General features: G+C 70.3%; 16 protein-coding genes. 7 read left to right on the top strand and 9 right to left on the bottom strand.

What is annotated here, in order from left to right:
• Positions 1 to 10: 10 nt before the first annotated feature.
• The 3 genes from rpoD to BLR95_RS00770 all read right to left on the bottom strand — a co-directional run bounded on the left by rpoD (position 11) and on the right by BLR95_RS00770 (position 4,507).
• Complete coding sequence (rpoD, locus tag BLR95_RS00780) at positions 11 to 2,044, bottom strand: RNA polymerase sigma factor RpoD (RefSeq protein WP_092614030.1); 2,034 nt, start codon at positions 2,042 to 2,044, stop codon at positions 11 to 13.
• 100 nt (positions 2,045 to 2,144) lie between these two features.
• Positions 2,145 to 4,010 (bottom strand): DNA primase, encoded by a 1,866-nt coding sequence (gene dnaG, locus BLR95_RS00775; protein WP_092614029.1) that lies wholly within the window; start codon positions 4,008 to 4,010, stop codon positions 2,145 to 2,147.
• 32 nt (positions 4,011 to 4,042) lie between these two features.
• Positions 4,043 to 4,507: a GatB/YqeY domain-containing protein gene (locus BLR95_RS00770; RefSeq protein ID WP_092614028.1), complete on the bottom strand. Its 465-nt coding sequence runs from the start codon at positions 4,505 to 4,507 to the stop codon at positions 4,043 to 4,045.
• A gap of 277 nt (positions 4,508 to 4,784) precedes the next feature.
• Between BLR95_RS00770 and carA the strand changes: the two genes are divergently transcribed.
• The 3 genes from carA (at position 4,785) to greA (ending at position 9,936) form a co-directional block, all read left to right on the top strand.
• Positions 4,785 to 5,960 carry a glutamine-hydrolyzing carbamoyl-phosphate synthase small subunit gene (gene carA / locus BLR95_RS00765; protein ID WP_092614027.1) on the top strand — a complete coding sequence of 392 codons (1,176 nt, stop codon included), beginning with the start codon at positions 4,785 to 4,787 and terminating at the stop codon, positions 5,958 to 5,960.
• 77 nt (positions 5,961 to 6,037) lie between these two features.
• Entirely contained in the window at positions 6,038 to 9,319 is a 3,282-nt protein-coding gene (gene carB / locus BLR95_RS00760) for a carbamoyl-phosphate synthase large subunit (RefSeq protein ID WP_092614026.1), read from the top strand.
• Positions 9,320 to 9,462: 143 nt separating this feature from the next.
• Positions 9,463 to 9,936, top strand: coding sequence for a transcription elongation factor GreA (gene greA, locus BLR95_RS00755; RefSeq protein WP_092614025.1), 474 nt, complete (start codon positions 9,463 to 9,465; stop codon positions 9,934 to 9,936).
• 33 nt (positions 9,937 to 9,969) lie between these two features.
• On the opposite strand, the gene malQ is transcribed toward greA, so the two are convergent.
• From malQ to BLR95_RS00740, 3 genes are all read right to left on the bottom strand, one after another.
• Complete coding sequence (gene malQ / locus BLR95_RS00750; RefSeq protein WP_092614024.1) at positions 9,970 to 12,138, bottom strand: 4-alpha-glucanotransferase; 2,169 nt, start codon at positions 12,136 to 12,138, stop codon at positions 9,970 to 9,972.
• Positions 12,131 to 14,455: a glycogen debranching protein GlgX gene (gene glgX / locus BLR95_RS00745; RefSeq protein WP_092614023.1), complete on the bottom strand. Its 2,325-nt coding sequence runs from the start codon at positions 14,453 to 14,455 to the stop codon at positions 12,131 to 12,133. Before glgX ends, malQ begins: the two co-directional genes overlap by 8 nt.
• 79 nt (positions 14,456 to 14,534) lie before the next feature.
• Positions 14,535 to 14,861: a DUF2934 domain-containing protein gene (locus tag BLR95_RS00740; RefSeq protein ID WP_092614022.1), complete on the bottom strand. Its 327-nt coding sequence runs from the start codon at positions 14,859 to 14,861 to the stop codon at positions 14,535 to 14,537.
• Positions 14,862 to 15,245: 384 nt separating this feature from the next.
• Here BLR95_RS00740 and BLR95_RS00735 point away from each other — a divergent pair, with 384 nt between their 5' ends.
• The 3 genes from BLR95_RS00735 to BLR95_RS00725 are packed head-to-tail and all read left to right on the top strand — an operon-like array spanning position 15,246 to position 20,688.
• Positions 15,246 to 16,946, top strand: a complete 1,701-nt coding sequence (locus BLR95_RS00735) for a peptidase domain-containing ABC transporter (RefSeq protein ID WP_092614021.1) — start codon at positions 15,246 to 15,248, stop codon at positions 16,944 to 16,946.
• Complete coding sequence (locus BLR95_RS00730) at positions 16,943 to 19,219, top strand: peptidase domain-containing ABC transporter (protein ID WP_092614020.1); 2,277 nt, start codon at positions 16,943 to 16,945, stop codon at positions 19,217 to 19,219. The genes BLR95_RS00735 and BLR95_RS00730 overlap by 4 nt, the downstream gene beginning before the upstream one ends.
• 38 nt (positions 19,220 to 19,257) lie before the next feature.
• Positions 19,258 to 20,688 carry an HlyD family type I secretion periplasmic adaptor subunit gene (locus tag BLR95_RS00725; protein ID WP_092614019.1) on the top strand — a complete coding sequence of 477 codons (1,431 nt, stop codon included), beginning with the start codon at positions 19,258 to 19,260 and terminating at the stop codon, positions 20,686 to 20,688.
• Between the two features lie 13 nt (positions 20,689 to 20,701).
• Here BLR95_RS00725 and BLR95_RS00720 read toward each other — a convergent pair whose 3' ends face one another.
• Genes BLR95_RS00720 through BLR95_RS00710 form a run of 3 tightly spaced genes read right to left on the bottom strand, consistent with a single transcriptional unit; the run spans position 20,702 to position 23,561 of the window.
• Positions 20,702 to 21,466: an enoyl-CoA hydratase/isomerase family protein gene (locus BLR95_RS00720; protein ID WP_092614018.1), complete on the bottom strand. Its 765-nt coding sequence runs from the start codon at positions 21,464 to 21,466 to the stop codon at positions 20,702 to 20,704.
• Positions 21,463 to 22,767, bottom strand: a complete 1,305-nt coding sequence (locus BLR95_RS00715) for a phenylacetate--CoA ligase family protein (protein WP_092614017.1) — start codon at positions 22,765 to 22,767, stop codon at positions 21,463 to 21,465. Before BLR95_RS00715 ends, BLR95_RS00720 begins: the two co-directional genes overlap by 4 nt.
• A complete protein-coding gene (locus BLR95_RS00710) occupies positions 22,764 to 23,561 on the bottom strand; it encodes a TetR family transcriptional regulator (protein ID WP_092614016.1) in 798 nt (265 codons plus the stop codon). The genes BLR95_RS00715 and BLR95_RS00710 overlap by 4 nt, the downstream gene beginning before the upstream one ends.
• Before the next feature lie 413 nt (positions 23,562 to 23,974).
• On the opposite strand from BLR95_RS00710, the gene BLR95_RS00705 reads away from it, so the two are divergent.
• The coding region (locus BLR95_RS00705) for a cadherin-like domain-containing protein (RefSeq protein ID WP_143130900.1) at positions 23,975 to 25,647 on the top strand (1,673 nt) is incomplete at its 3' end.

The following is a 25,647-nucleotide window of genomic DNA, read 5'->3' as shown; positions in this document are numbered from 1 at the left end:
CCGCCCCGGCTCAGCCGTCGAGGAAGCTGCGCAGCTTGCGCGAGCGCGAGGGGTGCTTCAGCTTGCGCAGCGCCTTGGCCTCGATCTGGCGGATGCGCTCGCGGGTGACACTGAACTGCTGGCCGACCTCTTCCAGGGTGTGGTCGGTGTTCATGCCGATGCCGAAGCGCATGCGCAGCACCCGCTCCTCGCGCGCCGTCAGGCTGGCCAGCACCCGGGTGCAGGTCTCGCGCAGGTTGCCGTTGATCGCCGCGTCCAGGGGCTGAATGGCGTTCTTGTCCTCGATGAAGTCGCCCAGGTGGCTGTCTTCCTCGTCGCCGATGGGGGTTTCGAGGCTGATCGGCTCCTTGGCGATCTTCAGCACCTTGCGCACCTTCTCCAGGGGCATCTGGAGCTTTTCGGCCAGTTCCTCCGGGGTCGGCTCGCGGCCGATCTCGTGCAGCATCTGGCGGCTGGTGCGGACCAGCTTGTTGATTGTCTCGATCATGTGCACCGGGATGCGGATGGTGCGCGCCTGATCGGCGATCGAGCGGGTGATGGCCTGACGGATCCACCAGGTGGCGTAGGTCGAGAACTTGTAGCCCCGGCGGTACTCGAACTTGTCGACCGCCTTCATCAGGCCGATGTTGCCTTCCTGGATCAGGTCGAGGAACTGCAGGCCGCGGTTGGTGTACTTCTTGGCGATCGAGATGACGAGGCGCAGGTTGGCCTCGATCATTTCCTTCTTGGCCTTGTTGGCCTCGCGCTCGCCCTTCTGCACGGTGGCGACCACTCGGCGCAGCTCGATCGGGGCGAGGCCGGCCTCCTCGGAGACCTGGCGGATGCCCTCGCGGATGCGGCCCACCTCGTCGCCATGCTTCCTGGCCAGTTCGGCCCAGCCCTTGGCCGGGCGCTCGGCGCAGGTTTCCAGCCAGTTGGGGTCAAGCTCGCTGCCGTAGTAGGCCTGAAGGAACTCCTCGCGCTTGATGCGGCAGCCCAGGGCGAGGCGCAACAGCTTGCCCTCCAGGCCCATCAGGCGGCGGTTGAGGTCGTTCAGGTGCTCGACCAGATACTCGATGCGCGCCGAGTTGAGGTGCACATCCTCCATCAGCTGGATCAGGTCGTTGCGCAGGCGCTGGTAGCGCTTCTCGGTGGCCGCCGGGACCGGGTTGCCCTTCTGCAGGTAGTCGAGGCGCTGGGTCTGGACCTTGCGGACCTTGTTGTAGGTCATGGCGATGGCCTCGAAGGAGGCCAGCACATCGTCCATCAGGCGGCGTTCCATCTCGGCCAGCGAAACGTTGGCCTCGGCCTCCTCGCCTTCCTCGTCGGACTCGGCGTTCTCGCCGTCACCCCGACCGGTCGCCTCGGCGCCCGTGCCGTCGCCATTTTCCCCGTCGTCCGCCTCGCCCTCGGCATCATCATCGTTGGCGGCCTCGGCGGGGCCGTCCTCGTCCTCCGAGTCGCCACCCGAGTCGCCATCGGTGTCCTCGGGATCGTCGGCGGTCGCCTCGGCGACGTAGGTGGCGTCGAGATCGATGATGTCGCGCAGCATCATCTTGCCCTCGAGCAGGGCGTCGTGCCACTCGAGCAGGGCGCGGATGGTCAGCGGGCTTTCGCAGATGCCGCCGATCATCATCTCGCGGCCGGCCTCGATGCGCTTGGCGATGGCGATCTCGCCCTCGCGCGACAGCAGCTCCACCGAGCCCATCTCGCGCAGGTACATGCGCACCGGGTCGTCGGTGCGCCCGACGTCGTCCTCGCTGACGTTGCCGGTGTAGTCGTCGGACTCGGCCTCGGCCTCGGGCTGGGCCTCCTCGGCTTCCTCCTCGTTCTCGATGACGTTGATCCCCATCTCGGAGATCATCGCCATGGTGTCCTCGATCTGCTCGGAGGAGACCTGCTCGGAGGGCAGCGCGCGGTTGATCTCGTCGTAGGTGATGTAGCCGCGGTCCTTGCCGCGCTGGATCAGCTTCTTGAGGGCGGCGTTCACGTTATCGATCAGGGGGGCATCGCCCGACTCTTCCGGGGCCTCGGCTTCCGCCGCCTTCGCTGCCTTGCTCGCCATGGGGTTGTCTGCCGTCCCTAGTAAAATAAAGAAGTTTCAGGCTTCGGTTCCGGAGCGTCGTGACCGCCTGGGCGGCCCGCCACCCGGCCGGGCCCAGGTGTCAGGAGAGTCCGTCGCCGTCCTCGCTGCCGGTCAGACGGCGGGCCATATCCTTGAGGGCGGTGAGGGCGCTCAAGGCTTCCTCGCTCATTTCGTTGGCCAGTCGGACCTCTGCCTCGTGGATATCGGCCATCAACGCCGCCTGTTGGCTGAGGGCATGGACATGGTCCCAGCCGCTACGGGCCGCCTCCGGCGACGCCTCGGGGCGCGCGAAAGCGGCATGGGTGAAGACGGCGGACCCGAGCAAAGAGCTGACCTCCCGCGCATATCCAAGGCTGCACAGGTGGGCCTTCAGACCCTCCGCGTCAAGGTCCGGATGGGCGGTGAGGGTCTTTACGACCTCGCGCCGCAAGCTGTCAAGGCGGACCTCATCGCATAACAGCAGGCCCAGCCGTTCGCCGATGTGGTCGAACAGCCCCGGATGGGCGATGGCGGCGGCCAGCAGGATGCGCTGGTGCAGACCGGCCACCGGCAGCGCCGCGCCACTGCCCGGCACCCCGGGCAGACCGGCGGCGGCATACCCGTCACGCCCACCCGCCCGACCCGCGTCACGCCCCCCGGCCCGGATCCCGTCACGCCCGCCCCGGCCGCCACGGCCGCCACGGAACAGGGCAAAGGCACGGCCCCGGAAATCGTCGCGGTAGCGGCGCGCCACGGTGCGCTCGTCGATGCGCCCGACCAGGGTCTCGATGCGCGCCTCCAGGGCGGCCCGTCGCTCCGGGGTGGTCAACTCCTGGCCGGCGGTCAACTGGTCCCACAGCACGTCGGCCAGGGGACGGGCGGCGGCCAGCACCGCCTCCATGCCCGGCGCCCCTTGCGCGGCCAGCAGATCGTCCGGGTCGCGGCCGGCCGGCAGCAGGGCGAAGCCCAGCGAGCGCCCGGGGCCGAGCAGGGCCACGGCGCGCTCGGCGGCGCGGCTGGCGGCGCGGCCGCCGGCGGCATCGCCGTCGAAGCAAAGGATCGGCTCCGGGGCCAGCGACCACAACGCCTTGAGGTGGCTTTCGGTGAGCGCCGTGCCGAGCGGCGCCACCGCTTCCCGGATGCCGTGGCGGGCCAGGGCGATGACGTCCATGTAGCCCTCGACCACCACCACCCGGCCGGCCTGGTGGATCGCCTCGCCGGCCTGGGCCAGCCCGTAGAGCACCCGGCTCTTGTCGAACAGCGGGGTATCGGGGCTGTTCAGGTACTTGGGCTGGCGATCATCCAGCACCCGGCCGCCGAAGGCGATGACCCGGCCCCGGCGGTCGGTGATCGGAAAGATCACCCGGTCGCGGAAGTAGTCATAGGGGGCGCGGCCATCCTCGGGCCGGCGGATCAGCCCGGCCTCCAGCATCAGCGCCTCGTCCACCCCCTCGCGGGCCAGGGCCGCCTTCAGCCCGCCGCTGGCCGAGCCCGCGTAGCCCAGGCGGAAACGGCCCAGGGTCTCGGCCTCCAGGCCGCGCCGGGTCAGATAGTCGCGCCCGGCCTGCCCCTCGGGCAGCTTCAGGAGGCGCTCGAAGTGCTGGCAGGCCAGCTCCATGACCTCGACCAGGGTGGCCCGCCGGGCCTCGCGGCGCCGTGTCTCCGGGTCCGGGGTGGGGACGGCCATGCCGACCTCGGCGGCCAGCTTCTCCACCGCCTCGGGGAAGGCCAGGCCTTCCGTGTTCATCACGAAGTCGATGACCGAGCCCGAGGCCCCGCAGCCGAAGCAGTAATAGAAACCCTTGTCGTCGGAGACCGTGAAGCTGGGCGTCTTCTCGTTATGGAACGGGCACAGGCCCAGGTGCTCGCCGCGCCCCTTGGATTGCAGGCGCACCTTGCGGCCGACCACCTCGGACAGCCGGGTGCGCTCCTTCAACTCTTCCAGGAAGGCGGGGGGGATGGCCATGGCGCGCGGGCAGCCGACGGCGGCGCCGCCCCTCAGGCCGGACCGCCCAGCTCCCGCTTGGCCAGGGCGCTGGCCTTGGCCATGTCCACCTGGCCGGCGAAGCGCTCCTTCAGCGCCGCCATCACCCGGCCCATGTCCTTGAGGCCGGAGGCGCCGCATTCGGCGATCACCGCGCGCACCGCGTCGCCGGCCTCCTCGGCGCTGAGCTGGCGCGGCATGAAGCGGCGGATGACCTCGATCTCCTGGCGCTCCGCCTCGGCCAACTCCAGCCGCCCGCCCTGTTCATAAAGAGTGATGCTCTCGGTGCGCTGCTTGACCATGCCGGCCAGCATGGCCAGCACCTCCTCGTCGGACAGGCCCTGGGGCTGGCCCTTGCCACGGGCCGCGATGTCGCGGTCCTTGAGCGCCGCCAGGATCAGGCGCACGGTGGACAGCAGGGTCTGGTCCTTGCTGCGCATACCTTCCTTGAGGGCTTCGGTCAGCTGCTCGCGAATCATGGTCTGGCGATCAATTCCATGCTGGCCCGGACGAACCGGGCGACAGGTCGGTTGTAGGGAAAGGGCAGAGAATAGCCCGCCCGGAGCCCGTTGGCAAAAGGAATGATCAACGCCAACGCACTGAGAATAAAGAACTTTCCAAACAACGGACGGGTTGACACGAAACCGACTTTCTGGATACAAGCAGGGCAGCCAGCAACCCCCGTCCGGTGCCCCGTTGCGCCGGCGGAGGGTTGCCGCGCGCCCCCCTCCCGCTTTTTCAAGGACCTCGCCGACCATGCCCGACAGCGCCGACCTCGCCGCCCTCGTCCCTCCTCCGGGCGCGACGGCGGTTCTGGTCACCGCGGGGGGCGAGGTGCTGTTCGGGCGCGGCGCCGGCGCCACCGGGGTGGCGGTCGGCGAGGTGGTCTTCAACACCGCCATGACCGGCTATCAGGAGGTGTTGACCGACCCCTCCTACGCCGCCCAGATCATCACCTTCACCTTCCCGCACATCGGCAACGTGGGGGCCAACCCCGAGGACATCGAGGCGACCACCCCGGCCGCCCGGGGCTGCATCCTAAGGGCCGACATCACCGCGCCCAGCAACTTCCGAGCCCGCCAGGGGCTGGAGGCGTGGCTCATCTCGCGCGGGCTGGTCGCCATGGTCGGCGTCGACACCCGGGCCCTGACCCGGCGCATCCGCGACCTGGGGGCCCCCAACGCGGTGCTGTGCCACGACCCGGACGGCAACTTCGACCTGCCGGCGCTGATGGAGAAGGCGCGCGCCTTCCCCGGCCTGGAAGGCCTCGACCTGACCGACTCGGTAAGCTGCACGCAGACCCACGTGTGGACCCAGACCCGCTGGGAGCTGGGCCAGGGCTACGGCGAGCAGGACGCACCCAGCCGCCACGTGGTGGCCATCGATTACGGGGCCAAGCACAACATCCTGCGCTGCCTCGCCTCGGCCGGCTGCAAGGTGACGGTGGTCCCGGCGCGCACCGCGGCCGAGGACATCCTGGCCCTGAAGCCGGACGGCGTGTTCCTCTCCAACGGCCCGGGCGACCCGGCGGCCACCGGGCGCCACGCGGTGCCGGTGATCAAGCGGCTGATCGACCACGGCATGCCCCTGTTCGGCATCTGCCTGGGCCACCAGATGATGGGCCTGGCGCTGGGTGCCAAGACCTTCAAGATGGCCCTGGGCCATCGCGGGGCCAACCACCCGGTCAAGGACCTGACCACCGGCAAGGTCGAGATCACCAGCATGAACCACGGCTTCGCGGTGGCCCGCGACAGCCTGCCGGCGGGGGTGGAGGAAACCCACGTCTCGCTGTTCGACAACGTGCTGGAGGGCCTGAAGGTGACCGACCGCCCGGTGTTCGGCGTCCAGTACCATCCCGAGGCCAGCCCCGGCCCGCAGGACAGCCACTATCTGTTCCGCCGCTTCACCGACCTGATCGACCGCGCCGCCTGAGCGGTCGCCCCGCCGCCGCGCCACAACCGCGCCATCGCCGAGCCCCTCCCAAGACCGACTCCGCCGAAAGCCCCTTCATGCCCAAACGCACGGACATCGACAGCATCCTCATCATCGGCGCCGGGCCGATCGTCATCGGCCAGGCCTGCGAGTTCGACTACTCCGGGGCCCAGGCCTGCAAGGCGCTGAAGGAGGAGGGCTACCGGGTCATCCTGGTCAACTCCAACCCGGCCACCATCATGACCGACCCGGGGCTGGCCGACGCCACCTACGTCGAGCCGATCACCCCGGAGATGGTGGGCAAGATCATCGCCCGCGAGCGCGCCGAACGGCCCGACGACACCCTGGTCCTGCTGCCCACCATGGGCGGGCAGACCGGCCTCAACACGGCCATGAAACTGGACGAGCTGGGCATCCTGGCCGAGCACGGGGTGGAAATGATCGCCGCCCGCCGCGAGGTCATCGAAAAGGCCGAGGACCGCCTGAAGTTCCGCCAGGCGATGGACGCCATCGGCCTGGAGAGCCCGCGCTCGCATCTGGTCCACGACATGGCCGAGGCGCGCGAGGCGTTGGCCGACATCGGCCTGCCGGTGATCATCCGTCCCTCCTTCACCCTGGGCGGCCAGGGCGGCGGCGTGGCCTACAACGTCGAGGAATACGAGCGCATCATCAGCGGCGGGCTGGCCGCCTCGCCGGTCGGCCAGGTGCTGGTCGAGGAAAGCGTGCTCGGCTGGAAGGAGTTCGAGATGGAGGTGGTCCGCGACCGGGCGGACAACTGCATCATCGTCTGCTCGATCGAGAACATCGACCCGATGGGCGTGCACACCGGCGATTCCATCACCGTCGCCCCGGCGCTGACCCTGACCGACAAGGAATACCAGCGCATGCGCGATGCCTCCATCGCCTGCCTGCGCGAGATCGGGGTGGAGACCGGCGGCTCGAACGTGCAGTTCGCGGTCAACCCCGAGGATGGCCGCATGGTGGTCATCGAGATGAACCCCCGGGTGTCGCGCTCCTCGGCCCTGGCCTCCAAGGCGACCGGCTTCCCGATCGCCAAGGTGGCCGCCAAGCTGGCCGTCGGCTACACCCTGGACGAGCTCAAGAACGACATCACCCGCATCACCCCGGCCAGCTTCGAGCCGACCATCGACTATGTGGTCACCAAGATCCCGCGCTTCACCTTCGAGAAGTTCCCCGACACCCAACCCCTGCTGACCACCTCGATGAAGTCGGTCGGCGAGGCCATGGCCATCGGCCGGACCTTCCATGAAAGCCTCCAGAAGGGCCTGCGCTCGATGGAGACCGGGCTCACCGGCCTGGACGAGATCGCCATCCCCGGGGTCCACCCCGACACCCCGGACGAGGACGTGCGCGACGCCCTCAAGGCGGCCCTGACCACTGCCCGGCCGGAACGCCTGCTGGTCATCGCCCAGGCCCTGCGCCTGGGCATGTCGGTGGCCGAGGTGGCCCGCACCAGCCATTACGACCCGTGGTTCGTCGAGCGGCTGAAGGAAATCGTCGACGCCGAGGCCGAGCTCAAGGCAAACGGCCTGCCGGGCGACGCCCAGACCCTGCTCGCCGCCAAGAAGCTGGGCTTCTCCGACCAGCGGCTGGCCAAGCTGACCGGCAAGACGGTCACCGAGGTGGCCTTCCGGCGCGAGGTGTTGGGGGTGACCCCGGTCTTCAAGCGCATCGACACCTGCGCCGCCGAGCTGCCCTCGAACACCGCCTACATGTACGGCTGCTACGAGGGCGACGGCATCACCCCGGCCGAGTGCGAGGCCGATGTCTCGACGCGCGACAAGGTGATCATCCTGGGCGGCGGACCGAACCGCATCGGCCAGGGCATCGAGTTCGACTACTGTTGCGTCCACGCCGCCTACGCCCTTAACGAGGCCGGCTTCGAGACGATCATGGTCAACTGCAACCCGGAGACCGTGTCGACCGACTACGACACCTCTGATCGCCTGTACTTCGAGCCGCTCACCGCCGAGGACGTGCTGTCGCTGATCCGCCGCGAGCAGACGGCCGGGCAGGTCAAGGGGGTGATCGTGCAGTTCGGCGGCCAGACGCCCCTGAAACTGGCCCGCGCCCTGGAGGCGGCCGGCGTGCCCATCCTCGGCACCAGCCCCGACGCCATCGATCTGGCCGAGGACCGCGAGCGCTTCCAGCAACTGCTCCACAAGCTGGGCCTGAAGCAGCCGGCCAACGGCATCGCCCGCTCGCTGGACGAGGCCAAGGCGGTGGCCCGGCGGATCGGCTATCCGGTGGTCATCCGGCCCTCCTACGTGCTGGGCGGGCGGGCCATGCGCATCGTCTACGACGAGGCCGGGCTGACCAACTACATCCACGAGGCGGTGGTGGTCACCGGCGATTCGCCGGTGCTGCTCGACAGCTACCTGCAGGGCGCCACCGAGATCGATGTCGACGCCGTGCGCGACGGCACCGAGACCTGGGTCGCCGGCATCATGGAGCACATCGAGGAAGCCGGCGTGCACTCCGGCGACTCGGCCTGCTCGCTGCCCCCCTTCTCGCTGACCGCCGACCAGATCGCCGAGCTCAAGCGCCAGACCCGGCTGCTCGCCGATGGCCTGGACGTGCGCGGCCTGATGAACGTGCAGTTCGCCTTCAAGGGCGGCGAGGTCTACATCCTCGAGGTCAACCCGCGGGCCAGCCGCACGGTGCCCTTCGTGGCCAAGGCGACCGGCACCCCGGTGGCCAAGATCGCCGCCCGGGTGATGGCCGGCGAGCCGCTGTCGGTCTTCGACCTGACCGACCACGCCCGGCCCCACGTGGCGGTCAAGGAGGCGGTGTTCCCCTTCGCCCGCTTCCCCGGCACCGACATCGTGCTCGGCCCGGAGATGAAATCGACCGGCGAGGTGATGGGCATCGACACCGACTTCCCGCGCGCCTTCGCCAAAAGCCAGCTCGGCGCCGGGGTCACCCTGCCGCTGTCGGGCCAGGTCTTCCTGTCGGTGCGCGACGAGGACAAGCCGGCCGCCCTGACCGTGGCCCGCCAGTTGCTGGGCATGGGCTTCTCGCTGATGGCCACCGGCGGCACCGCCCGCTTCCTGGAGAACAACCAGGTGCCGGTCAACCGCACCTACAAGGTGCGCGAGGGGCGGCGCCCGCACTGCGTCGACGAGATGATCAGCGGCCATGTGCAGATCGTCATCAACACCACCGAGGGCGCGCAGTCGCTGAAGGACAGTTGGGACATCCGCCACACCGCCCTGGAGCGCAACATCTGCCACTTCACCACCATCGCCGGGGCACGGGCGGCGGTGGCGGCCATCGAGGCGTTGAAACGGGGCCCCCTTGAAGCGCAGTCTTTGCAGCGCTACTTTGGCGCCGCCTGATCCAGGGCTCTTCCCGCCAGATCATGGACGTCACACGGTCCGCCCCCCGGGCCCGGGCCAGACGGCGTGTTTTTTTCTCACACGTTTTCACGCAAGGCGGCATCGCCGCCCCGCCATCCCGACCAGGGAGTACGCTTGAGGCCATGGAAAAGATCCCGATGACAGCCCAGGGGCTGGCCCGCCTGGAAGAGGAACTGCGCACCCTGAAGGGCAGCGAGCGACCGGCCGTGATCCAGGCCATCGCCACCGCGCGCGAGCATGGCGACCTGTCGGAAAACGCCGAGTATCACGCGGCGCGCGAACGCCAGAGCTTCATCGAGGGGCGGATCAAGGAGCTGGAAGAGATCATCAGCTACGCCGACGTCATCGACCCGCGCAAGCTGACCGGCGACACGGTGCGCTTCGGGGCCACCGTGGTGGTCGCCGACGAGGACAGCGACGAGGAAAAGACCTATCAGATCGTCGGCATCCACGAGGCCGACCTGAAGTCGGGCAAGCTGTCCATCCAGGCGCCGCTGGCCCGCGCCCTGATCGGCAAGTCGGTGGGCGACAGCGTCGAGGTGGCCGCCCCCGGCGGCTCGCGCTTCTACGAGGTGGTGGAAGTCCGCTTCGAGTAGGGGAGTCGGGCGGCCACCCGCCGCGCCGCCCCCCTACCGCGCCTGCCGGATCGCCGCCGCCAGCCGCTGGGCCAGGTCCGAGCCGAGCAGCCCCTTGACCGGCTTGCCCAGCCGGCGCCGCCAGTTGGGATAGGCATCGACCGTGCCGGGCAGGTTGAGCTGGCGCTCCTCGAGCGCCAGATCGTCCACGTTGACCAGCATCAGATGGGCCGGGCTTCGGGCCAGGAAGGCGTGGATGGCGACCATCAGGTCGGCCAGGCGGGCCTCGTCCAGCTCGGCCACCACCGGGAAATCGACCGGCAGCAGCTTCTGGTCGACCAGGGCGTCGACCAGCCGCCGGCGGTCGGCCGCCCGCTCGGCCCGGTCGGCCTCGACCTCGGCCCCTTCGGCGACCACCTCCAACTGGTGGGTCAGGTCCACATCGGTGCCCTGCCAGTGGCCGACGATGGTGTACATGTCGTGCGAGCCCGGGGTCGCCAGGGCCTTGGCCGGGTACAGCTCGGGCCGGCGGAACAGGCCGCTCTCCCAGCGCTGGAAGTAGAACAGCCGGTACGACAGCACGTTCTCGGCCGCCATGCGCTCGGGGAAGCCGGCCGGCACGGTGCCCAGGTCCTCGCCGATGACCAGACACTTCTGGCGGTGACTTTCCAGGGCCAGCACGCCCATCAGGTCGTCCAGCGGATAGCGCACGTAGCTGCCGCTGCGTCCGTCGGCCCCGGCGGGGATCCAGTACAGACGCATCAGCGACATGGCGTGGTCGATGCGGATCGCCCCGGCGTGGGCCATGTTGGCCCTCAGCATGGCGGTGAACGGCCGGTAGGCGTCGGCCTTCAGGGCATGCGGGTTGAGCGGCGGCAGGCCCCAGTCCTGGCCGTAGGGGTTGAAGGCGTCGGGCGGCGCCCCGAAGCGCACGTCGAGGCAATAGAGGCCGGGGTCGATCCAGGCGTCGGCGCCGTCGCCGGCCACCCCCACCGCCAGATCGCGGTAAAGGCCGGGATCGAGCCCGGCCCGTCGCCCGGCCTCGGCGGCGGCGGCCAGTTGGCGGTCGGCCTCGAACTGCAGCCAGGCGTGGTGGCGCACCTCGCGCGCGTGGGCCTCGGCGAAGCGGGCCACCTCGGCCGAGAAGGGATCGCGCAGGGCGGCCGGCCAACTGGTCCAGTGGGGGCCGTGGCGCTCGGCCAGGGCCTGATGGATGGCGAAGCGGGCCAGCGGCTCGCCGCCCGCCTCGAGGAAGGCGGTGAACGCCGCGTGGCGCTCCGAGTCCGGGTCGGCGGTCGCCTCGAAACGTTCGAACAGGGCCTGGAAGGCGGGCCGCAGCAGGGCATCGACGCCCGCATAGTCGACCTCGTCCCGGCGCCCCAGCCGGCGCGCCGCCTTGGCGTCGAGCGCCGCCTCGGGGTCGTCCAGGCCGGCCCACTCGGGCACCGCCCGGGGATCGATGTACAGCGGGTTGAGGAACAGCCGCGAGGACGGCGAATAGGGGCTGGCGTGGTCCGGCACCTGCGGGAACAGCGCGTGCAGCGGGTTGAGCCCGACCACCGAGCCGCCCAGTTTGGCGGTCCCGGCGGCCAGCTCGGCCAACTGGCTGAAGGTGCCCATGCCGACATCGCGCGACGGCCCGGCGCGCAGCGCATAAAGGTGGCAGTTGGTGCCCCACAGGCGGCCGCCATGGGCCATCCCCGGGGGCAGCCAGCAGGCCGCCGGCGCGAGGATCAGGGTGGTCCGCCCCAGGCCGTGGTTGCCGCGCACGCTCAGCCGGTGATAGCCCGGCGGCAGCGGCCGCGCCCGCTTGGGGGTCAGCGGCAGCAGGCAGCGGAAGCGGCGCTCGCCATCGACCGCCCGGTTGGCCACCCGGTGCAGGTGCTCGGCCTCGGCGACGCCCTCGATCAGGTCGCCGTCTTCCAGTTCCAGCTTCCAGTCGAGGATGTCCTGGCCGGCCCGCTCGGGCAGGCTGAGCGGCACCTCCAGATGACGCCCCTGGCGCAGCACCACCACCGGCGGCAGCCAGTCGAGCCACGGGCCGTCCTCCAGGGCGCGCCGGGCGGCCTCGCGGTCGGCGGCGTCGGCGACCGGAAAGCCCATCCCGGCCAGCATGGCGTCGCGCGCCTCGGGGCTGGTCGGATGGTAGGTGCCGAGCAGGTCGTGATGACCGGTCTCGATGCCGGCCAGACGGGCGATGCGGGCCTTCAGCGGCTCAGCCATTGCGGCGGCTCCCCTTGCGGCGACCGGGGTGACGCAGGCGGTCGAGGTCACTTTCCTCGATCAGCACGGCCAGCGAGCGGGCGTTCAGGGGATAGGTCTCGCCGGCCCGGTAGACGCCGTCACTGCGCCGCCCGGAGGCGACAATGCTGGTCGAGGTGTCGATCATGCGGATCCAGGCGCCGCCGAAGGCCACCGGCGGCAGGCGGAAGGCGATGCCCCCGGCATAGGCGTTGAGCAGGACCAGGAAGCGGGCGTCCCGCGCCGCCGCCGAGGGCCGCCCCCGGGCCCAGGTGGCCAGCCCGTGGCCCGGCTCGCCGCCCAGGTGCATGCCCAGACAGCGCTGGTAGGGGGCGCGCCAGTCGCCGTCGGTCATTTCCCGCCCCTCGGCCGACAGCCAGGTGACGTCCTTGACCCGGGCCGCCGCGCCCTCCTCGGTGGGCACGGCGAGCGGCAACTCGGGACCGCCCGGCGGCACCTCGCCGCCCCGGGCCCGGGTCGCCTGGGCGACATCGCCCCCGGGGGCGAAGCCGGGCAGCGGCTTGCCGGTGAAGAAGCGGTTGCGGCGGAACACCGGATGGGCCTTGCGAAAGGCCAGCAGGCCGCGGGTGAACTCCAGCAACTCCTCGGACTCGGAATCAAGGTCCCAGTCGATCCAGGAAATCTCGTTGTCCTGGCAGTAGGCGTTGTTGTTGCCGCGCTGGGTGCGCCCCAGCTCGTCGCCCGCCAGCAGCATGGGCACGCCCTGCGACAACAGCAGGGTGGCCAGGAAGTTGCGCTTCTGGCGCTCGCGCAGATCTCGGATGGCGGGGCTTTCGGTCGCCCCCTCGGCGCCACAGTTCCAGGACAGATTGTGGTCGGTGCCGTCGCGGTTGTCCTCGCCGTTGGCCTCGTTGTGCTTGTGGTCGTAGGAGACCAGATCGGCCAGGGTGAAGCCGTCGTGGGCGGTGACGTAGTTGACCGAGGCCATCGGCCCGCGCTGGTGGAACAGGTCCGAGGACCCGGCCAGCCGGGTGGCCAGCGCCGCCACCATGCCCTCGTCGCCGCGCCAGAAGGCGCGCACCTCGTTGCGGTAGCGGTCGTTCCATTCGGCGAAGCCGTGCGGGAAGCCGCCCAGCCGATAGCCGCCGGGGCCCAGGTCCCACGGCTCGGCGATCAGCTTGACGCGGCTCAGCACCGGGTCCTGGCGGATGGTGGCGAAGAAGGCCGCCCCGGGGTCGAAGACATCGGCCTGGTTGCGCCCCAGCACGCTGGCCAGATCGAAGCGGAAACCGTCGACATGCATCGCCTCGACCCAGTGCCGAAGGCTGTCCATGACCATCTGGATGACCCGTGGGTGCGACAGATCGAGCGCGTTGCCGCAGCCGGAATGGTTCAGGTAGTAGCGCGGGTCGTCGGGCAGCAGGCGATAGTAGGTGGCGTTGTCGATGCCGCGCAGGCTGAGCGTCGGGCCCAGATGGTTGCCCTCGGCGGTGTGGTTGTAGACCACGTCGAGGATGACCTCGATGCCGGCCTCGTGGAAGCGGCCGACCATGGCCTTGAACTCGTCCGGCGAATTGCCGACCAGATAGCGCGGGTCGGGGGCGAAGAAGCTGAGCGAGTTGTAGCCCCAGTAGTTGACCAGCCCCTTCTCCACCAGGTGCGGCTCGTCGGTGAAGGGGTGGATGGGCAGCAGCTCGACCGCGGTCACCCCCAGGCCGACCAGATAGTCGATCACGTCCGGGTGCGACAGGCCGAGGAAGCTGCCCCGGTGGGCCTTGGGCACGTCCGGGTGGCGCGCCGTCAGGCCCTTGACGTGGGCCTCGTAGATCACCGTTTCCGACCACGGGCGGCGCGGGTGGTGGTCCTCGTTCCACGGGAAGGAGGGCGAGACGACCACCGACTTGGGCACCTGTCGGGCGCTGTCGCGGCGGTCGAAGGAGAGGTCCTGGCGGGCGTGATCCTGGCGGTAGCCGTGGATCAGCGGGCCCGGCTGCAGGCGCCCGTAGAGCGCCTTGGCATAAGGGTCGATGAGCAGCTTGTAGGGATTGAAGCGGTGCCCGGCGCGCGGCTCGTAAGGCCCGTAGACCCGGTAGCCGTAAAGCTGCCCGGGGCGCACCCCGGGCAGGTAGCCGTGCCACACCTGATCGGTCAGGGCGGGCAGGGCGACGCGCTCGCGCTCGCGCCGGCCGCTGTCGTCGAACAGGCACAACTCGACTTTCTCGGCATGGGCCGAGAAGAGGGCGAAGTTGACCCCCCGGCCATCCCAGTGGGCGCCCAGGGGATAGGCCCGCCCGGGCTCGATCACGGCGCGACCGCTGACCCCACGCTTGAACTCCAAGTTCCGCTTACTCCCCGGCCGGGCGGGCGCCGCTCGGCCCTGCCGGGCCGGCGACCGTCACGGCGGTCCTGATAGGGTTTCAGGTAGTGGTCTTGCGGGTCCGCGTCGTGCTCTTGGCGGTCGACGACTTGGTTCCCGAGGACTTGCTGGCGCTGCTCTTGGCGCGGGTGGCCTTCTTGGCCGGTGCCGGTTCGGCGGCCTCGCCCCCGGCCGGCGCGCTTTCGGAGGTGTCGGCTTTCGGCGCCGCCCGCTTGCGCTTGGGCTTGGCGGGCGCGGCGGCATCCTCGGCGTCGATCTCGGCCTCGGCGCGCAGCCAGTATTCCCAGTCGCGGCCGTGCTCGGCCCCGTCGGCCTGCCACAGCTCGAAGGCGCGGTGGCTGATCCGCTCTCTCTTGTCCTCGGACATCGACCCTGTCTCCAACCTCTTCACAGCCCCCGACGATCAGGGGGCGTCGTCGCGTTACCGTTGCGTGGCGTTCGCCCCACAGATCGGCATTGCCATGCCAGATTTGAAGATATACCGGCAAATGATTTTTTTGCGTAGCGGTCTTGGCAACCTTGCGGATCATCGCCGCGCCGCTTCCCCCTTTCGCGGCGCGGTGCCGGCGGCGGCGTCGGGCCGGACCATCCCGACGCTGAAAAGACACTTGTGGGGCGGTAACGAAATGCTAGGATTTCCGGGGTTTTATCAAGCCACATTGCCAGACCGTGGCAATGCTGGCGACTCCTTCGCCAGGCGCGCGGGGGAAGGCGGGCCGGGAACGGGGCGGATGAGGTGACGGTGCAGACGATGTCCCGCGTGGGGAGCGGAAAAACACGGGTCGGCAGTTTCGCCCCGCTCGGCCTGTCGATGGTCGACATGGTGGTCGCCACCCTGTTCATGAACATCCTGGCCCTGGCCCTGCCGCTGTCGCTGCTGCAGGTCTACGACCGCATCGTGCCCAACGAAAGCCGGGGCACCCTGCTGCTGCTGGTCCTCGGCATCGTCGTCTTCATCCTCTTCGAGGTGGTCTTGAGGATCGCCCGGGCCCACGTTTCCGGCTGGGTCGGGGCGCGCTTCGAGCACGCCGCCGGCTGCGCCGCCATGAACCGCCTGCTGGCCACCCCGCTGATGGCCTACGAGCGCGACGGCTCGGGCGTGCACGTCGAGCAGATGGCCAGCCTGAAGACGGTCAAGGAGTTCTATGCCGGACAGACCGCGCTGGCCCTGTTCGACCTGCCGTTCATCCTGGTTTTCCTGACCATCATCTTTCTCATCGGCGGCCAGTTGGTGCTGGTGCCGATCGGCGTCATGGGGCTGTTCGTGGTCTCGGCGGCGCTTGGCGCCTGGAGCCTTAAAAAGGCCATCGAGAACCAGAACACCGCCCAGGAGCGGCGCCTCAACTTCACCATCGAGGTTCTGACCGGCATCCACACCATCAAGTCGATGGCCATGGAGGCGGTCATGCTCAGGCGCTACGAGCGCCTGCAGGAAGCCTGCGCCCGGGGCGACTACGACGTCGGCCTGAACAGCAACGCCGGGATGGCCCTGGGCGGCTTCTTCTCGCAGTTGACCATGGTCGCGGTGGCGTCCTACGGCTGCCTGCTGGTGCTCGGCGAGGAGATGACGGTGGGCGGGCTGGCGGCCAGCACCCTGCTCGCCGGGCGCACCCTGCAACCGTTGCAGAAGGCGGTTGGCATGTGGTCGCGCTACCAGACCATCAGTCTGGCCCGCAAGCGCCTGGACCGGGTCTTCGAGCTGCCGGTGGAGGAGCGGGCCGATCAGGTGGAACTGCCGGCCGACGCCCCCGGCGCGGTCAGCCTGAAGGACGTCTCCTTCCGCTACGCCGAGCATCTGCCCGACCTCTTCCGCGCGGTCAACGTGGACGCCGCCGCCGGCGAATGCATCGGCATCGCGGCCAGCAACGGGGCCGGCAAGAGCACCCTGCTCGGCCTGATCCAGGGCAGCCTGCCGGCCAGCGGCGGCGCGGTGCTGATCGACGGCCGTCCGGTCGGCGAGTACACCCCGGACAGCCTCAAGCACCGGGTCGCCTACCTGCCCCAGGAGGGCGAGTTGTTCCAGGGCACGCTGCTCGAGAACATCTCCATGTTCAACCCGGCGCTGACCGACGCCGCCAAGCGCATGGCGGCCCGCCTGGGCCTGGACGAGGTGGTGGCGCGCATGCCCCTGGGCTACGAGACGCGGGTCGGCGAAGGGGCCTACGACGCCCTGCCGGCCGGCATCAAGCAGCGGGTGGCGATCGCCCGGGCGCTGGTCCACGAGCCGCGCATCGTGCTCTTCGACGAAGCCAACGGCGCCGTCGACAGCGCCGGCGACGCCTACATCCGGCAGGTGCTGGACGACCTCAAGGGACGCTGCACCATCTTCCTGGTCACCCCCCGGCCGTCGCTGCTGAGGATCGCCGACCGGGTGTTCGATCTGGCCGAGGGCACGCTGACCCCGCGCCCGACCGAAACCGCCTCCCCCGCCCAGGGAGGAGGCAAGCCATGAGCCCCACTCCCGCCCAGACTCCTGCCCAAACCGTGGCCACGACGCCGGACAACGACGCCGGGGAGGCCCTCGAGCAGCGCCTCGCCGAGCGCAAGGCCGCCCTGCCCGACTTCAGCCATCTCGACTGGCGCGGCGCGCCGACCCGCCGCGAGGGTCTGGCCGACGCCAAGACCACCGAGCTGGGCGGCTTCAGCGCCGCTTCCGACCTCGCCGCCTGCCTTTTGCCCCTCTTGAACGCCCTCAACTGGCGCGGCGACCCGCGCCACGTGGCCGAGGCGCTGCCCCACTTCGCCGACACCCTGGACCTGACCGGGCTGCGCAACACCCTGGCCAACCTCAACTACTCCAGCCGCTTCACGCGGCTTTCCCTGCACGCCCTGGATGCCCGGCTGACCCCCTGCCTGTTCGTGCCCGAGCGCGGCCCGGCCCTGGTCGTGCTGGGCCACGACGCCGAGGGCATCCGCGTCTACGACGGCGCGCTGGCCGAATACCGCACCCTGACCAGGCCGCCGCGCAGCCTGGGCACGGCCTACTTCTTCAAGGCCGAGGAACACGACGACCACGCCGCCCGGCAGGCCAAGCGGGGCTGGTTCTGGGCGGTCATGGACCGCTTCCGGCCGCTGGTCTGGCAGACCCTGCTGGTCACCTTCCTGTCCAACCTTTTGATGCTGGTCACCCCGCTGTTCATCATGGCGGTCTACGACCGGGTGATCTCCACCGGCTCGCTCAGCACCCTTCAGTACCTTCTGATCGGCGCCGCCATCGCCCTGGTCGGCGACGCCCTCCTGAAGGGCATCCGGGCGCGCATGATCGCCTATACCGGGGCGCGCCTGGGGCACATCATCGGCAACGCGGTGTTCCAGCGCATCCTGGGGCTGGCCCCCAGCTTCACCGAGCGGGCGACCATCGGGGCCCAGGTGGCCCGCCTCAAGGACTTCGAGAACGTCCGCGAGTTCTTCACCGGGCCGCTGGCCATGGTCAGCTTCGAGATGCCCTTCGTGCTGATCCACATCACCGTGATCGCCGTGCTGGGCGGCTGGCTGGCCCTGGTTCCGGCCGCCATGATCCTGGTCATGGCGCTGCTCGGGGTGGCCCTGTTCCCGATCGTCAAGAACCGGGTGGGGACGGCGGCGCGGCTTGATTCCAGGCGCCAGGAGTTCGTTGTCGAGGCGCTCTCGAAAACCCGCGCCCTGAAGCGCATCGGCGCCGAGGCGACGTGGAGCCAGCGTTACCGCGACCTGTCCGCCCAGGCCGGGCTGGCCGGCTTCAAGGCCGGGCAGATGTCGGGCATCATGGCCGCCCTGGCGCACGGGGTGACCATGCTGGCCGGCACCGCCACCCTGGGCCTGGGAGTGCTTCAGGTGCTGGCCGGCAACATGTCGGTGGGCGGGCTGATCGCCGCCATGATCCTGGTCTGGCGGGTGCTGGCGCCGATCCAGACGGCCTTCCTCATGACCACCCAGTTCGAGCAGATCCGCGCCTCGATCCGCCAGATCGACAGCCTGATGAAGCTGAAGGGCGAGCGCGACCCGGACGCCCGGGTGGTCCCGCTGCCCCGCTTCACCGGCCGGGTCACCTTCGCCCGGGTGTCGATCCGCTATTCCAACGACGCCGACCCGGCCCTGGTCGGGGTCAGCTTCCAGGTCGAACCGGGCGAGGTGGTGGCGGTGATCGGCCCCAACGGCTGCGGCAAGTCGACCCTCTTGAAGCTGATCGCCGGGCTGTACACCCCGCAAGCCGGCAACGTGCGCCTGGACGGGGTGGACATCCGCCAGCTCGATCCCCTGGAGTTGCGCCACGGCATCAGCTACGTGCCCCAGGTCTGCAAGCTGTACTTCGGCAGCATCGCCCAGAACCTGCGGCTGGCCAATCCCACCGCCAGCGACATCGAACTCTACTGGGCCTGCCGACAGGCCGAGGTGCTGGACGACATCCTGGCCCTGCCCGAGGGTTTCGACACCCGGGTCGGCGACGGCCGTGTGGAGCATCTGTCGTCCAGTCTGGCCCAGCGCATTTCCCTGGCCCGGGCCTATCTCAAGCGGGCCGGCATCATGCTCTTCGACGAGCCCTACAACGGCCTCGACTTCGCCGGCGACCGGGCCTTCATGAAGGCGGTCGATTCGATGCGCGGGCAGACCACCGTGTTCATGGTCACCCACCGCCCCAGCCACCTCAAGATCGCCGACCGCATCCTGCTCCTCGACGGCGGCTATCTGCGTCTGGCCGGGCCGCGCGACGAGGTCCTGGCCCAGCTTCCCCAAGGTCTGATTTGAGCCGACTGACATGAGCCGATTGCCATGAGCCGAGTGACATGAGCACCGAGTCCGACCCCCCCCCCACCCCGGCCGACAGCGGGCGGGCCCTGACCCCCAGCCAGGGGGCACCCGGCAAGACCGGGCTGCCCACCCCCAGCGGGCCGATCCGCAGGGGGGGCCGGCAGGTGCGCTATCTGGCCCAGCACGTGCTGCTGGAGGAGACCGGCACCTCGCGGCTGGTCCGCATGGCCCTGTTCCTGACCAGCGGCGTGGTGCTGGCCTTCCTGGTCTGGGCGGCGGTCAGCCGCATCCAGGAAACCGCGGTGGCCGCCGGGCAGGTGGTGCCCTCGGGGCAGATCCAGGTGGTCCAGCACCTGGAGGGCGGGATCATCCGCAAGCTGCTGGTCAAGGAAGGCGACATGGTCGAGGCCGGCGAGGTGCTGGTGCGCTTCGACGAGGCCTCCTCGGGCGCCGAGTACGAGCAGATGCTGGCCCGTCAGGCCTCGCTGCGCCTGCGCGCCGAGCGCCTGCGCGCCGTCGGCACCGGCCGCGAGCCCGACTTCGCCGCCGTCCCCGGGGCCGACCAGTTCCCCGCCCTGGTGGCCGACCAGCAGGCGATCTATCAGACCACCATCGAGGCCTATCAGTCGCGCCTCGCCATCCTCGAACGCCAACTCGACCAGCGGCGCCGCGAGATCGACCTCCTGAAGGCCCAGGAAGAATCGGTGAAGGGTCAGGTGGCGCTGATCAAGGAGCAGGTCGACATGCGCCAGGAGCTGGTCGACAAGGGGCTGGTCAGCCGCGTCACCTTCCTTGAAACCAAGCGCGAATACGCCCGCCTGCTGGGCGAGGTGGAGCGCCTGCGCGGCGAGCAGTCGACCGCCTTCCAGCGCCTCGCCGAGGTCGAGACCCGCCTCGCCGAGAGCACCGCCGCCCTGCGCGAGGATGCCTTGAACGAGATGGGCACGGTGACCGCCGAGTTGGCCCAGGTGACCGAAACCCTGATCAAGCTGTCCGACCGGGTGCGCCGCCTGGAGGCCCGCTCGCCGACCGAGGGCATGGTGCAGAACCTGCGCTTCACCAACCCCGGGGCGGTGGTCCCGGCGGGCGGGGTGATCGCCGACGTGGTGCCCTTCGAGGGCGGGCTGAACGTGGAAACCCGCATCTCGACCCGCGACATCGGCCACGTCACCGCCGGCCAGCCGGTGAAGGTGAAGTTCACGGCCTACGATTTCTCGCGCTACGGCAGCATGGACGGCACCCTGGAGCGCATCTCGGCCAGCACCTTCCTGGACGAGATGGACCAGCCCTACTACCAGGGCACGGTGGTGCTGGACGGCCGCCATCTGGGCCCGGGGCCGGGCGAGAACCCGATCCTGCCCGGCATGACCTGTCAGGTGGACATCATGACCGGCGAGAAGACCCTGCTCGAATACCTGCTGAAGCCGATCTACGTGGCGCTCGATCAGGCCTTCCACGAACGCTGAGCCGGGCGGCGGGTCAGAAGGCGCCCAGGCGGCGCGTCGTCTCCGGGTCGAGAAAGCCGGCCACCGTGGCCTCGGTCTCCAGGTCCAGGGCCCGGTTGAGGTCGGCCGTGCCGACCGCCGTCAGCACCCGCTTCATGGCCCGCACGGCGAGCGGCGGCAGGTCGGCCAGCCGGCGCGCCGTGGCCATGGCCTCGGCCATCAGGTCGCCGTCCGCCACCACCTTCCAGGCCACCCCCAGGTCGGCCAGCTCGGCGGCCGTGTAGCGCTCGCCGAACAGCAGCATCTCGCGCGCCTTGAAGGGCCCGACCAGGGCCGGCAACAGGGCCGTCACGCCGCCGGTGACGAACAGGTTCAGCGACACCTCGGGGAAGAAGCCGCGCCCGCTCTCGGCCCAGATGGGAAAGTCGCAGTTCAGCGCCCACTCGAAACCGCCGCCCACCGCCCAGCCGTTGATCGCCCCGACCACCGGCTTGGGGCCGAAGACCATCGCCCGGGTGGCCCGTTGGATGGCCAGCACCAGATCGCGCGCCGCCTCTTCGCTCTGTGGGTGGACATGGTCCTTGCGGTCGTCGCCGGCGCAGAAGGCGGTGCCGGCCCCGGTCAGGATGAGGACCCGGGTCGCCGGGTCGGCGTTGGCGTCCTCGACCGCCCGGGCCAGATCGTCGATCAGGGCCCGGTTCATGGCGTTCAGGCGCTGTGGCCGGTTGAGGGTCAGGGTGCGCACCCCGCTTTGCCCGTCCAAGCGGCTGAGCACGGTGGGATAGGTGAAAGCGCTCATGGTTCGACCCTCACCACGCGCCGCGTCTTGCCCTCGGTGCGCGGAAAGCTGCCGGCCGGGGCCAGCATGACCCGGGCGGTGGCGCCCAGCTCGGCCTTGATGGCGGCGGCCAGCCGCTCGGCCAGGGCGGGGCTTTCCGGCACCCCCTCGGCCAACTCCACACGCACCGGCAGCACGTCGTGGGGCGGCGGACCGGGCAGCTCGATGCGATATTCGCCCGACAGCTCGCTGAACCCGTTGACCACCGCCGCCACCATGGTCGGGAACAGGTTCAGGCCGCGCACCACCACCATGTCGTCGCTGCGCCCGACCACCCGGAAGCGGAAGCCGGTGCGCCCGCAGCGGCAGGGCTCGGTGGCGTCGATCTCGATCACGTCGCCGGTGCGGAAGCGGACCAGCGGCTGGCAGTCGCGCACCAGATGGGTCAACACCAATTCGCCGCGCCGCCCGGCCTCAAGGGGCAGCGGCGCGGTGCTGTCGGGGTCGATCAGCTCGGGATGCAGCACGTCGCCGGCCAGGAAATGCAGCCGGGTGTCCTCGGCGCACTGGGCGGCGAAGTTGGACAGCACGTCCGAAACCCCGTAGTTGGCGTTCCTCGGCTCCATCCCCCAGGTGGCGCGGAAGCGGTCGCGGAAGGCGGGGTCATCCAGCCCCGCCTCGCCGCCGAACAGGCCCAGCTTCAGGCCCAGGTCGGCCGGGGCGAGGCCGGGGAACTTCTCGGCGATCACCTGTTCCAGCACCGCCGGATAGGACGGCGTGCAGGAAATGGCGGTGATCCCCACCTCCTGGATGGTGCGCACCAGAAGCTCCGAGGCACCGACCCCGAAGGGAATGACCAGGGCGCCGGTGGCCTCCAGGGTCAGATGGTCGGACACGCCGCCCATCCACATGCGGTAGTTCAGGCAGTGCACCACGCGGTGCCCGGCGGTCAGCCCGGCGGCCCGATGCGACCGCCCGCCGACCACCTGGGTGATCCGCGCGTCCTCGGCCGACAGCGCCAGGTTCATCGCCTGCCCGGTGGTGCCGGAGGTGCGGTGCAGGCGGTTGGCCCGCTCGATGGGGGCGGCCAGATAGTCGCCGAAGGGCGGATGGGCGGCCTGGGAGAGCCGCAACTGGGCCTTGTCCGACAGCGGCAACTCGGGCAAATCGGCGAGCCGCTCGGGCGGCCGTCGCCCCGCCCACAGGCGCTGATGGAAGGCCGAGGTTTCCGCCACATGGGCCGACTGGCGCCGCCACGCCGCCTCGGCATGGCGGGCCAGTTCGGGCAGTGGCAGGCGCTCGGCGTCGCTGAGAAGGGTCATGGCGCCATCCCCCGGCTCCAGATCAGGTTCAAGGTGTCGAGCACCGCCGCGTCATCGCCGGAGACGGCCAGCAGCTCGGCATCGCCGGACAGGAACAGGGCCGACAGGTACTGGTCGACCATGCCGCCCAGGGCGTAGGCCCGGCGGGTCAGCTCGGCGCAGTCCAGGGCCTCGGGCCGGCCCTCGGCGGCCAGCCCACGCTGGGCGGCCGCGACCACCCGGGCCAGCCATTCGCGGTTCAGTTTGTGGAAGGCCCGGCGCGCCTCGGGGAAGCTGTCCGGGTGATGGATCAGGCAGCGCATCAGGCCCCGATTGTGCCGGAACAACTCCAGATAGGCCCGGGTGGCGGCCCGCCCGGTGGCTCCCGGCGCCGCCTCCTCCGCCCCCTCGCCGGCGGCCCGCATGGTGTCCTGAAGAAAGCCGACGAAACCAACCAGCAGGGCATCGAGCAGGACGTGGCGGTCGGCGAAATACAGGTAGAAGGTGCCATTGGCCACGCCGGCCCGGTGGCAGACGGCGGAAACGGTCAGCGCTTCCGGCGGCTGGGTCTCCAAAAGGTGGCCGGCGGCGGCCATCAACTGGGCCCGGGTGCGCAGCCCCTTGGCCCGCCCCCGGGCCTCGGCCAGCAGATGAGCCGGGTAGGCGGCGGCGGGCGGGGTGGCGGGCGGGTCGACGGACGGGTCGGCGGGCGGGTCGACGGACGGGTCGGCGGGCGGGTCGGCGGACGGCTCGGCGGGCGGGTCGGCGGACGGCTCGGCGGGCGGGTGCGGGGTCTGGCGGACCGGGGCGGGCATGGCGCACCTTCAAGCGGCGGAAAGCGACAGGGCAAATACTGAAACTGATATCAGTTTTATATTTCCTGGCGGGCGGCGGTCAACCCCGTCCAGCCGCCGGGGACCCAGCCGGGGACTGGCGCAAAGGCATAGCCGATTGGCCGGCCGTCATATGCCCGGACGGCAAAGGCATAGGCATTCCTCCCGCATGACGGGATAAAAGACACAGATTTCTCCCATGAATACACCTTGGGCATAGGCCCCTTCTATGCGCCCTGGCTAGGTAGACCCCTGTCATTGAACAACTTATCCTTACCTCAACAGGTCGGAAGCGGGCCTGGATGCCGCCTGTCGGGACTTCCCCCCGGCCGGCACGACGCCGACCCGCCCCTTCGACCGCCGCCCGACACCACCAACCCCGAGGGGTAGGAACCATGGCCACCAACGACCGCGACGACCTCGACACCACCGAGGACACCCCCTCCACCGCCCAGAGCCGGGCCCAGGAGGACGCCACCAACAACGACCTCATCAACCAGCTGAGCCGGGTCCAGGACAACCGCCTGGATGACGCCGAGATCCAGCAGCAGGTGGGCGGTGGCGACAGCGACGGCGTTGACGCCAACACCCTGCAGAACATCCACCAGGACAGCCACGAGCTGGAAAGCGACCTGCTCGCCGCGCTGACCATGGAAGGCGCCGCGCAGCGCGACGACGGCACCATCGGCGGCGATCCGCTGGCCGAGGGTGGCGCCGCCCCGGAGGGCATCGACCCCACCTCCGCCCAGGCTCAGCCCGGGACCGGGACCGACCAGCCGGGCGCCGGCCAGCCAGTCGCCCCCAACGCCGCCGGCTTCGCGCTGGGCTCGGCCGAGGGCCGGGCCGAGCCGCTGGGCGACGACATGGCGACCGGCGGCGGGCGCAGCGTGGCCTCGGAAAGCGTTCCCGAGGGCGACGGCGCGGCCGCCGCGCCGACGCCGCCGCGTGCCGCCGCCGCCACCCAGGGCGGGGAAGAGGATGACCGCGACGGGGAAGATGGCGATACGGAGCAGGGTGACGACACCACCACCGCCGCCGCCGCCTCCAACGCCGCGCCGGTGGCCGCCGACGCCAGCCTGACCGCCGGCGAGGACAGCGCCGCCGAGGGCACCCTGGAGGCCACCGATGCCGACAACGACAGCCTGACCTACAGCCTGCTCGATGGCCCGGCCGAGGGCTCGGTCACCATCAATGCCGACGGCTCCTACACCTTCGACCCGGGCCAGGACTTCCAGGACCTGGGGGTCGGCGAAAGCCGCGAGGTGACCTTCACCTATCAGGTCTCGGACGGCCAGGGCGGCACCGACACCGCCACCGCCACCGTCACCGTCACCGGCAGCAACGACGGCCCGGTGGCCGAGGACGCCAGCATCAGCGCCAGCGAGGACGGCGACGCGGTCACCGGCCAGTTGTCGGCCAGCGACATCGACGGCGACAGCCTGACCTTCGCCCTGGTCGATGGCCCGGCCGAAGGCGCGGTCACCGTCAACGCCGACGGCTCCTACAGCTTCACCCCGGGCGACGACTTCCAGGACCTGGGCGTGGGCGAAAGCCGCGAGGTGAGCTTCACCTATGAAGTCTCCGACGGCCAGGGCGGCAGCGACACCGCCACCGCCACCATCACCGTGACCGGCAGCAATGACGGCCCGGTGGCGGTCGACGACCTCGGCAGCGGCGGCGCCGGCACCGTGCTGGCCAGCGAGGACTTCGCCGAGGGCTGGAGCGGCGAGGCCGGGGTCGAGGGCGACCGGATGGTCCTCGGCCAGAACGAGACGGCCAGCAAGACCTTCGACTTCGGCCCCGAGCACGCCGGGCAGACCGTGGTCATCAGCTTCGATTCGGAAACCTTCGGCACCTGGGACACCGGCGGCGGCCTGAAGGACACCCTGCGCGTCAGCGCCAATGGGGAAGAGGTGCTGGCCAGCTCGGCCAAGGGCGGCGACAGCCACAGCCTGACCGTCACCCTGGACGACCAGGGCCGGGTCAGCCTCGACATCGAGGTCGACGCCACCGGCAGCGACGAGGGCGTGCGCCTCGACAACCTCACCATCGTCGGCGGCGACGATTT

Source organism: Roseospirillum parvum, from assembly GCF_900100455.1.
Lineage (GTDB): Bacteria > Pseudomonadota > Alphaproteobacteria > Rhodospirillales > Rhodospirillaceae > Roseospirillum > Roseospirillum parvum.
Note: the sequence above shows the minus strand (reverse complement) of the source record. Positions and strands in the feature narration are given on the sequence as shown.

What these genes read in the sequence shown, in the direction of transcription:
- carB (WP_092614026.1), top strand. Translation starts at nt 6,038, where the DNA reads ATGCCCAAACGCACGGACATCGACAGCATCCTCATCATCGGCGCCGGG.
- greA (WP_092614025.1), top strand. Translation starts at nt 9,463, where the DNA reads ATGGAAAAGATCCCGATGACAGCCCAGGGGCTGGCCCGCCTGGAAGAG.
- malQ (WP_092614024.1), bottom strand. Translation starts at nt 12,138, where the DNA reads ATGGCTGAGCCGCTGAAGGCCCGCATCGCCCGTCTGGCCGGCATCGAG.
- BLR95_RS00720 (WP_092614018.1), bottom strand. Translation starts at nt 21,466, where the DNA reads ATGAGCGCTTTCACCTATCCCACCGTGCTCAGCCGCTTGGACGGGCAA.
- rpoD (WP_092614030.1), bottom strand. Translation starts at nt 2,044, where the DNA reads ATGGCGAGCAAGGCAGCGAAGGCGGCGGAAGCCGAGGCCCCGGAAGAG.
- carA (WP_092614027.1), top strand. Translation starts at nt 4,785, where the DNA reads ATGCCCGACAGCGCCGACCTCGCCGCCCTCGTCCCTCCTCCGGGCGCG.
- BLR95_RS00770 (WP_092614028.1), bottom strand. Translation starts at nt 4,507, where the DNA reads ATGATTCGCGAGCAGCTGACCGAAGCCCTCAAGGAAGGTATGCGCAGC.
- BLR95_RS00715 (WP_092614017.1), bottom strand. Translation starts at nt 22,767, where the DNA reads ATGACCCTTCTCAGCGACGCCGAGCGCCTGCCACTGCCCGAACTGGCC.
- BLR95_RS00725 (WP_092614019.1), top strand. Translation starts at nt 19,258, where the DNA reads ATGAGCACCGAGTCCGACCCCCCCCCCACCCCGGCCGACAGCGGGCGG.
- BLR95_RS00710 (WP_092614016.1), bottom strand. Translation starts at nt 23,561, where the DNA reads ATGCCCGCCCCGGTCCGCCAGACCCCGCACCCGCCCGCCGAGCCGTCC.
- BLR95_RS00730 (WP_092614020.1), top strand. Translation starts at nt 16,943, where the DNA reads ATGAGCCCCACTCCCGCCCAGACTCCTGCCCAAACCGTGGCCACGACG.
- BLR95_RS00740 (WP_092614022.1), bottom strand. Translation starts at nt 14,861, where the DNA reads ATGTCCGAGGACAAGAGAGAGCGGATCAGCCACCGCGCCTTCGAGCTG.
- dnaG (WP_092614029.1), bottom strand. Translation starts at nt 4,010, where the DNA reads ATGGCCATCCCCCCCGCCTTCCTGGAAGAGTTGAAGGAGCGCACCCGG.
- BLR95_RS00735 (WP_092614021.1), top strand. Translation starts at nt 15,246, where the DNA reads ATGTCCCGCGTGGGGAGCGGAAAAACACGGGTCGGCAGTTTCGCCCCG.